9 protein-coding genes are annotated in these 7696 nt (G+C 73.0%); 4 read left to right on the top strand and 5 right to left on the bottom strand.

The features are described from left to right. Window positions 1-62: 62 nt before the first annotated feature. Both ACFU7Y_RS35605 and ACFU7Y_RS35610 read right to left on the bottom strand, forming a co-directional pair. Entirely contained in the window at window positions 63-464 is a 402-nt protein-coding gene (locus ACFU7Y_RS35605) for a hypothetical protein (RefSeq protein ID WP_224278959.1), read from the bottom strand. 153 nt (window positions 465-617) lie between these two features. Beyond that, window positions 618-941 (bottom strand): helix-turn-helix transcriptional regulator, encoded by a 324-nt coding sequence (locus ACFU7Y_RS35610; RefSeq protein ID WP_224278961.1) that lies wholly within the window; start codon window positions 939-941, stop codon window positions 618-620. 150 nt (window positions 942-1091) lie between these two features. Between ACFU7Y_RS35610 and ACFU7Y_RS35615 the strand changes: the two genes are divergently transcribed. Next, complete coding sequence (locus tag ACFU7Y_RS35615; protein WP_224278963.1) at window positions 1092-2072, top strand: LLM class F420-dependent oxidoreductase; 981 nt, start codon at window positions 1092-1094, stop codon at window positions 2070-2072. Between the two features lie 23 nt (window positions 2073-2095). Here the strand turns inward: ACFU7Y_RS35615 and ACFU7Y_RS35620 are convergent, their stop codons facing one another. Together ACFU7Y_RS35620 and ACFU7Y_RS35625 are read right to left on the bottom strand one after the other, a co-directional pair. Beyond that, window positions 2096-2803, bottom strand: coding sequence for a response regulator transcription factor (locus ACFU7Y_RS35620; protein ID WP_224278965.1), 708 nt, complete (start codon window positions 2801-2803; stop codon window positions 2096-2098). 315 nt (window positions 2804-3118) lie between these two features. Beyond that, window positions 3119-3772: a nitroreductase family protein gene (locus ACFU7Y_RS35625; protein WP_224278967.1), complete on the bottom strand. Its 654-nt coding sequence runs from the start codon at window positions 3770-3772 to the stop codon at window positions 3119-3121. Between the two features lie 212 nt (window positions 3773-3984). On the opposite strand from ACFU7Y_RS35625, the gene ACFU7Y_RS35630 reads away from it, so the two are divergent. Beyond that, window positions 3985-5220 (top strand): serine hydrolase domain-containing protein, encoded by a 1236-nt coding sequence (locus ACFU7Y_RS35630; protein WP_380770843.1) that lies wholly within the window; start codon window positions 3985-3987, stop codon window positions 5218-5220. Window positions 5221-5278: 58 nt separating this feature from the next. On the opposite strand, the gene ACFU7Y_RS35635 is transcribed toward ACFU7Y_RS35630, so the two are convergent. After that, complete coding sequence (locus ACFU7Y_RS35635) at window positions 5279-5785, bottom strand: MarR family winged helix-turn-helix transcriptional regulator (protein WP_224278970.1); 507 nt, start codon at window positions 5783-5785, stop codon at window positions 5279-5281. Between the two features lie 86 nt (window positions 5786-5871). Here ACFU7Y_RS35635 and ACFU7Y_RS35640 point away from each other — a divergent pair, with 86 nt between their 5' ends. Both ACFU7Y_RS35640 and ACFU7Y_RS35645 read left to right on the top strand, forming a co-directional pair. After that, the gene (locus ACFU7Y_RS35640) at window positions 5872-6684 is read left to right on the top strand and encodes a cyclase family protein (RefSeq protein ID WP_380770844.1); all 813 of its coding nucleotides are present in this window, start codon (window positions 5872-5874) and stop codon (window positions 6682-6684) included. Window positions 6685-6818: 134 nt separating this feature from the next. Further along, on the top strand, window positions 6819-7658 hold the full coding sequence (locus ACFU7Y_RS35645; protein ID WP_224278974.1) for a class I SAM-dependent methyltransferase: 840 nt from the start codon (window positions 6819-6821) through the stop codon (window positions 7656-7658). Window positions 7659-7696 lie beyond the last annotated feature (38 nt).

Raw genomic sequence — 7696 nt, forward strand, 5'->3', positions numbered from 1 at the left:
GTCCGGGACTTCCCGGCCGGCCCCGCCGTCGTGTCCGGGGCGTTCCAGGGCCGGGGGCGGGGTCAGACGGTCTGGAAGCCGATCCGGGCGAGCACGCCCCAGCGGTCGGAGCGCCGGGTGAGCACGTAGACCGAGTCGAAGGCACCGGTGCGCTCCCCGGCCGCGTCGTAGCGGGCGAAGCGGACCAGGGCGTGCACCTGGTCGGGGGAGGACTGGCTCAGCTCGACGCTCTCCCAGCCGCTGCGGGCCCAGCCGGAGCCGACCAGCCGGGCCAGCTCGGGGGCGGAGCGCTCGACGTAGCCGGCCCGGTCCTCCCAGACCGTCACCTCGCCCTCGTGCACCCGGACGTGCGGGTAGTGCAGGGTCTCCGCCCAGGCCGCCGGATCGCGGCTGTTGAGGGCGTCGAGGAAGGCGTCGAGGGCGGCGCGGGCGGCGGTCTCGTGGGCGCGGGTGTCGACGGGCACGGCGGACTCCAGTACGGGCTGCGGACAGGGGAACGCGGCCAGCCTGGGCCATCGGCGCGCCCGGTGGGGCCGCGCGGGGCCGATTCAGGTCCAAAGGCCGGGGCGCAGACCGGTCGTACGGCCGAAGAGCGGCCCCGGGAGTGTCGGGGAGAATCAGTGGGCGTCGGCGGGCTCACGGGTCGCGGCGTTCAGCACGGCGTCCAGCAGACCGGGGAAGCGCAGGTCGAGGTCGTCCCGGCGCAGCGACATCAGCCGGCGGGTGCCCTCGACCCGGGTGGTGGTGACGCCGGCCTCGCGCAGCACCTTGAGGTGGTGCGAGAGGGTCGACTTGGACAGGGGGACGTCCAGATCGCTGCAACACCGCTCGTCGACCTCGGCCAGGCCGGTCACGATGGAGAGACGGGCCGGGTCGCTGAGGGCGTGGAAGATTCCGGCGAGCTCGATGGAGTCGGTGGCCGGGTGGCTCGGGGTGCGCATGGTGGCTCCTTGGGCGTCCTGGTCGCGTGATGGATTGTTCGAACTTTGGCGTACTATCCAATCTTAGGCAATGGGGCCGGCCCGCACCGCCGTTCCCGCGGAAGGACACCCGATGAGTGAGCGCCGCGAGCGAACCGCCGGGAGGTGCCCGTGGGCCGCTACGGTCTGACGCTCCCCCTGCGCGGCGTCCCGCTGCACCGGCACCGCGCACTGGTCGAGGAACTGCCCGACCTGGGCTACACCGACGTGTGGACCGGCGAGGCGGCGGGCTACGACGGCTTCACCCCGCTGGCACTCGCGGCGGCCTGGGCGCCGGCGCTGCGGCTGGGCACCGGCGTGGTGCCGGTGCAGACCCGCGGGCCGGCGCTGCTCGCCATGACGGTCGCCTCGCTGGCCGAGGCCGCGCCCGGCCGGGTGGTGGTGGGCGTCGGCTCCTCCGGCCCGCCGTTCGTCACCCGGATCAACGGCATCCCGTTCGAGCACCCGTACCGCCAGGTCCGCGACACCGTGCGGTTCCTGAAGCAGGCGCTGGCCGGACGGACGGTGCAGGGCGCGTTCGACTCCTTCACCATCGAGCGGTACACCCCGGCGCTGCGGCCCGACCCGGTGCCGCCGGTGATGATGGGCGCGCTCGGCCCGCAGATGCTGCGGCTGGCCGGACGGGAGGCGGACGGGCTGGTGACCAATTTCCTGGCGGCCGCGGACGTGCCGCGGGTGCGGGCCGCGATGGGGGAAGCGGGCCGCACCAAGGAGGTGGTGGCCCGGCTGTTCGTCTGCCCGACCAAGGACCGCGACCACGCCCTGTGGCAGGGGCGGCAGTTGCTCGGGCCGATCCTCAACGCCCGGACGTACGGCGGCTTCCACGACTGGCTGGGGCGCGGCGGGGAGCTGGCGGCCTCGCACGCCGCGTGGGCGGCGGGAGACTTCCACGGCGCGTGCGCGGCGGTGCCCGAGCGCCTGGTCGACGACCTGCTGATCCACGGGTCCCCGGGGGAGTGCCGGGAGCGGGTGGCGCAGTTCGTGGCGGCGGGGGTGGACACGCCGCTGCTGGCGGTGCTGCCGGTACCGGAGTTCGGCGCCGGACCGGAGGGGATGCGCGACACGCTGCGGGCCCTGGCCCCGCAGACGTGACGCCGCGCCGGGCGGCCGGTGGTTCAGACGGCCGCCCGGTGCCCCGACCGGGCATAGACCATCGCCTGGGCCCGGCTGCGCACGCGCAGCTTGCCGAGCACGTTGGAGACGTGGAACTTGACGGTCTTCTCGCTGAGGTGGAGCTCGGCGGCCATCTCGGCGTTGGACAGCCCGCCCGCGATCAGTGTGAGCACCTCCTGCTCGCGGGGGGTGAGCAGATGGAGCAGCGGCGGGGTGTGCAGTGGTGGTCCGGGCAGCCGGCGGGCCATCTCGGTGACCACCTCGGCGGTGATCGGCGGGGAGATCAGCGCGTTCCCGGCGGCGACCGCCCGGACCGCGTGCACCATGTCGGACTCCGGTCCGTCGCGCAGGACCAGGCCGCGGGCGCCCGCCCTGAGGTAGTCGAGCATCCGGTCCGGGTCGCCGGGGCGGACGAGCAGGATGACGCCGGGCTGCCCGGCTTCCCGGGCGGTGGTGAGCTTCTTGACCTCGCAGGCCTCCATCCCGGGCATGTCGGCGTCGATGACCACCACGTCCGGGCGCTTGGCGGCGCAGGCCTGGGCGATTCTGGCGGTGGTGGAGAGTTCGGTCAGGGGTTGCAGTCCGGGTGAGCGTTGCAGGATGGTGCGCAGCCCGGTGCGCAGCAGTGGTGAGGCGGCGCAGATGAGCACCCGGACGGTGGGGCCGGCGGGATCGGACGGATCTGCGGAGCGGTAGAGGGACAGGCTCATGTTCGTTCTCCTTGCCGTCGAGATTCCGGAACTCCGGGCAGCCGGAACCGGCGGGGTGCGTGGGGGCACCACCGCGGGGCGGAACCGTGATGATGAGAGGAGATCCTCTTCCGGCGCCAGGTCGGTGCGCGGTTCGGTGCGCGGACGCGGGAGGAGGGTTCAGGGGCGACAGCGGCAGCGGTGCGTCGCGCAGTCGGAAGTCGCCTCGGCAGTAAGGCCGTTGACTCGACATTCCCGGAACATGGCAGTCATCCTAAAGATCGGCCTGATCGGTGGTCAAGAACGCTCCGGTGGGCCCGGCATCCCGGCCGGGGGCTACCAGGCGTCCCAGTGGGCGATCTGCTCGGTGCCGACCCGGGGGCCGGGGCGGAAGTCGGTGCCGATGGTGTGCGCCAGCGGGATCAGCGCGGCCTGGAGGACGGTCTCGTAGGGGATGCCGAGGATCTGGGCGGCCTCGCGCTCGTAGTGCAGGTGCGGGGTGGTCCAGGCGGTGCCGAGGCCGCGGGAGCGGGCGGCGAGCATGAACTGCCAGGTGGCCGGGATGATCGAACCCCAGGTGTTGGCCTGGCCGACGAAGGAGTCGACCTCGTGCCGGCCCTCGATCCGGACGCAGGGGATCACCAGGACCGGGACCTCGTGCAGGTGGTCGAAGAGGTGCTGGGCGCTCTCGGCCAGGCGGAGCCGGCGCAGCTGGTCGCCGACGGTGCGGTCGACGCCGGTGCCGACCACCTGCTGGCGGGGGCGGACCAGGCCGAGTCGGTAGAGGTCGGCGATGGCGGATCGCTTGGCCGGGTCGGTGACGATCATGAAGTCCCAGCGCTGGCGGTTGCGCCCGGTGGGGGCCTGGGTGGCCAGGGCCAGGCACTCCTCGATCAGCTCGCGCTCCACCGGGCGGGTGAGGTCCAGTCGCTTGCGCACCGCCCGGGTGGTGGTGAGGAGTTCGTCGATGGAAAGCGCGAGGGGCGGCATGGGCGGGCTCCAGCTCCGGTCGGGTCGGAAGGGGGTGCGAATCCTTCCGGATCCTATGAATGGTTCGAAATTTGCGCAACATTCGAAGTCCGGCAGGTGGAACTCGCGGGATCTCAAGTTCCGCCCTTGTGTGCGGAGTTGATTCTTCCTATGCTTCCACTATCTTCGAACATTCGAAACATGACGAGAGCGCTCGACCGCGAGAGGACGCCATGTCGCAGATCAAAGTCGAAGTCGAACCGGCCGAGGTGGGGCTGGATCCCGAGCGGCTGCGCCGGATCGACGAGTACCTCCGGACCTACGTGGACGACGGCCGGCTGCCCGGCTGGCAGCTCGCCGTGACCCGCGGCGGGAAGGTCGCCCACCTCGCCGGGTACGGGCACCGCGACGTCGAGAACGGCCTGCCGCAGACCCCGGACACCATCTACCGGTCCTGGTCGATGACCAAGCCGGTCACCTCGGTGGCCGCGCTGGTGCTCCTGGAGGAGGGCGCGATCGGCCTCCAGGACCCGGTCTCCCGCTACCTGCCGGAGTTCGCCGACGTCCGGGTCTACCAGCGCGGTCCGGCCTCCCGGCCGGTCACCGTCCCCGCCGCCGAGCCGATCCGGATCGTGCACCTGCTCACCCACACCTCCGGCCTGACCTACGGCTTCCACCGGGCGCACCCGGTGGACGAGATCTACACCGCCAACGGCTTCGAGTGGACCACCGCGCCCGGCCTCGACCTCGCCCGGTGCGTGGCGAAGTGGGCCTCCTTCCCGCTGCTCTTCGAGCCCGGCACCGCCTGGAACTACGGCGCCTCCAGCGACGTGCTCGGGCGGGTGATCGAGGTCGCGTCGGGCAAGCGGCTGGACGAGTTCCTGGCCGAGCGGGTGCTCGGGCCGCTCGGCATGGCGGACACCGGCTTCCACGTCCCGGCCGACAAGGCCGACCGGCTGGCCGCCTTCTACGTCGTCAACCCGGCCGACGGGAAGGCCGTTCGCAACGACGCCTTCGGCGGTGACGTGCTGCGCGAGCCGGACTGCCTCTCCGGCAGCTCCGGACTGGTCACCACGCTCGCCGACTACCACCGGTTCAGCCAGATGCTGCTCGGCGAGGGCGAGTACCAGGGCGTGCGGGTGCTCGGCCGCCACACGCTGCGGCACGCGCTGCGCAACCACCTGCCCGGCGGCGGGGACCTGAAGAGCGTCGGACGGCCGGTGTTCTCCGAGATGCCCACCGCCGGGGTCGGCTTCGGGCTCGGCTTCGCGGTGGTGCTGGACCCGGCGGCTGCCGGGGTGCCGGCCAGCGCGGGGGAGTACGGCTGGCACAGCGCCGCGTCCACCATCTTCTGGGTGGACCCGGTGGAGCGGCTGACGGTGCTGTTCCTGACTCAGCTGATGCCCTCCAGTGCGCACCGGCTGCACGGGCGTCTGCGGCAGCTGGTCAACCAGGCGCTGGTCGACTGAGGCGTGTCCCGCGGGTCCTGGCGGACCCGGCGGAGACCCGCAGGGCACGCCCACGGCTTCACTCGCCCGGCTGAACGGCGAGGAGCTTGCGGGTCAGCCGGATCAGCGTGTCCCGCTCTTCCGCGGTGAGTGCGGCGAACACCCGGTCCATCATCGGGGCGATGTCCGCCTCCGCATCGGCCAGGGCCCGCGAACCGGCCTCGGTCATGGTGACGGCATAGGCGCGGCGGTCGCGCGGGTGGCGTTCGCGGACCACCAGCCCGGAGCTCTCCAGGGCGTCGATGCAGCCGACCATGACGCTGCGGTCGATCCGCAGCTGCTCGCTCAACTCCTGCTGGGAGCAGGCCCCGACCGCGTCCAGCATCTTCAGCACCAGGTGCTGGGCCACCGTCAGCCGGGCGCCGGTCAGCTCCTCGTCGATCGCCCGGGCGACCACCGTGGTGGCCCGGCAGAGCGCGATGTCGGGGCGCTCCCGGGTGAGCGTCGCGAAGTACTGCCGGCGCTCGCCCCCGTCGTCCGTCCGGCTGGGCGAGGCGAGGCGGGGCGTCCGCGGGGCGGTGGCCATCGGAACTCCTTCTGCGGGCGGGGCCACCAGCATAACGCGTTCAGGAGATTGTTTTTCCATAGATGTTCTCCAGGAAGGGGAATCCCATGTGCTCACCGGAGACGGTGGCCGGTGCCACCGGCCACACCGCCGCCGGTCCCGTCGCCGGCGGTCCCGCCGAAGTCTCGGCGCCGCCGCGGGACAGGGCCCCGATCAGCCTGCCGCGCGGGGCCGTCCGGGACCTCACCCACGTGGTCGGCCCGGACTGGCCGGTGTTCGAGCTGTACGTCAAGCCGATGGAGATCAAGCGGCTCGCCAACCTCGCCGAGCACGAGTACAACGCCTTCGAGCTCACCTACAACGAGCACATCGGCACCCACCTCGACGCGCCCTCGCACTTCGACGACGACGGCCTGGCCACCCACCAGATCCCGGCCGACACCCTGGTCGCGCCGCTGGCCGTGGTCCGGATCGGCGAGCGCGCCGCCCGTGACCACGTCACCGAACTGACCGTCGACGACCTGCTGACGTGGGAGAGCCGGCACGGCCGCATCCCCGACGGCGCGCTGCTCGCCGTCGACAACGACTGGGCGCACCGGATCGACACCCCCGGCGCCTTCCTCAACCTCGACCCCGCGGAAGGGCTCTACCGCTTCCCCGGGATCTCGGTGGAGGCCGCGCACTTCCTGGTCACCGAGCGCTCGGTGGTCGGCGTCGGCACCGACTCGATCAGCCTCGACCCCGGTACCCGCCCGGCCGACCCGGACACCCACCGGGTGCTGCTGCCGGCCGGCAAGTACGCCATCGAGTGCCTCGCCGGGCTCGACACCGTGCCCGACCTCGGCGCCGTCGCCGTGGTCGGCGCGCCCAAGCACCGCGGCGGGACCGGCGGCCCGGTCCGCGTCCTCGCCTTCGTCTGACCGCCCCGGCCCGCCCGAAGTCCCCGCCCCGGCCCGCCCGAAGTCCCCGCCCGGCGTCCCCGTCGGACGCCGGGCCCGCACGTCCGTCCGCACGTCCCGTCCGTACGCCCGAACCGCGAGCACAGGAGAAGCCCATGACCGTACAGACCGGCTCGGAGTCCGTCTTCGCCGGAGCCACCGGCGAACGCTGGGAATGGAAGGAGGAGCGCTACCGCGACGGGGTGTTCAGCCACGCCGTGGGCACCGAACTGCACCGGCTGCGGCTGCTGGAGTCCGTCCTGGACGAGCACACCCGCAACCGCTTCCGGGCGCTCGGCCTGCAGGCTGGTCACCGGGTCCTGGAGGTCGGCGGGGGCGGCGGCTCGGTCGCCCGCTGGCTGGCCGGACAGGGCGCCGAGGTCACCGTGACCGACCTCGACACCACCTTCCTGGACGAACTCGCCGCCGACGGCGTGCGCGTGCTGCGCCACGACGTCTACACCGACGACTTCCCGCCCGCCTCCTTCGACTTCATCCACGCCCGGTACGTGGTGATCCACCTGCCCGACCCGGAGAAGGCGGTGGAGCGGCTGGTCCAGTGGCTGGCCCCGGGCGGGACGCTGGTGCTGGAGGAGCCGGCCTTCTTCCCGATCAAGGACTCGCCGCACCCCGGCTACCGGACCGCGCTGCGGGCCTTCCGCCGCCACCTGGAGACCGCGGTGGGCACCGACACCGAGTGGGCGCGCAGCCTGCCGGTGCCGCTGGAGGGCAAGGGGCTCAGCGGCCTCGGCCACGACGCGCGCTTCCAGCTGATCGCCGGCGGGGACGACGAGGCCGAGTGGTGGCGGCTCACCCTGGAGCAGACCCGGCCGGCCGTGGTGGCCGCCGGGCTCGCCACCGACGAGGACTTCGAGGCCGCCTACCGGGAGCTCGCCGACCCGGAGTTCCGCGACCTCTCCCTCGCGGTCTTCACCGCCTGGGGGAAGCGGGCCTGACGCACCCGCGGCCGCCGGCGGGCCGGTCACCCCTGCGG

The sequence above is a fragment of the Kitasatospora sp. NPDC057542 genome (genome assembly GCF_042801945.1).
Taxonomy (GTDB): Bacteria; Actinomycetota; Actinomycetes; order Streptomycetales; family Streptomycetaceae; genus Kitasatospora.

Excerpts from the sequence above, each read along its gene's own strand:
- ACFU7Y_RS35610 (WP_224278961.1), bottom strand. The coding sequence starts at position 941 with ATGCGCACCCCGAGCCACCCGGCCACCGACTCCATCGAGCTCGCCGGA.
- ACFU7Y_RS35640 (WP_380770844.1), top strand. The coding sequence starts at position 5,872 with ATGTGCTCACCGGAGACGGTGGCCGGTGCCACCGGCCACACCGCCGCC.
- ACFU7Y_RS35645 (WP_224278974.1), top strand. The coding sequence starts at position 6,819 with ATGACCGTACAGACCGGCTCGGAGTCCGTCTTCGCCGGAGCCACCGGC.
- ACFU7Y_RS35630 (WP_380770843.1), top strand. The coding sequence starts at position 3,985 with ATGTCGCAGATCAAAGTCGAAGTCGAACCGGCCGAGGTGGGGCTGGAT.
- ACFU7Y_RS35620 (WP_224278965.1), bottom strand. The coding sequence starts at position 2,803 with ATGAGCCTGTCCCTCTACCGCTCCGCAGATCCGTCCGATCCCGCCGGC.
- ACFU7Y_RS35635 (WP_224278970.1), bottom strand. The coding sequence starts at position 5,785 with ATGGCCACCGCCCCGCGGACGCCCCGCCTCGCCTCGCCCAGCCGGACG.
- ACFU7Y_RS35625 (WP_224278967.1), bottom strand. The coding sequence starts at position 3,772 with ATGCCGCCCCTCGCGCTTTCCATCGACGAACTCCTCACCACCACCCGG.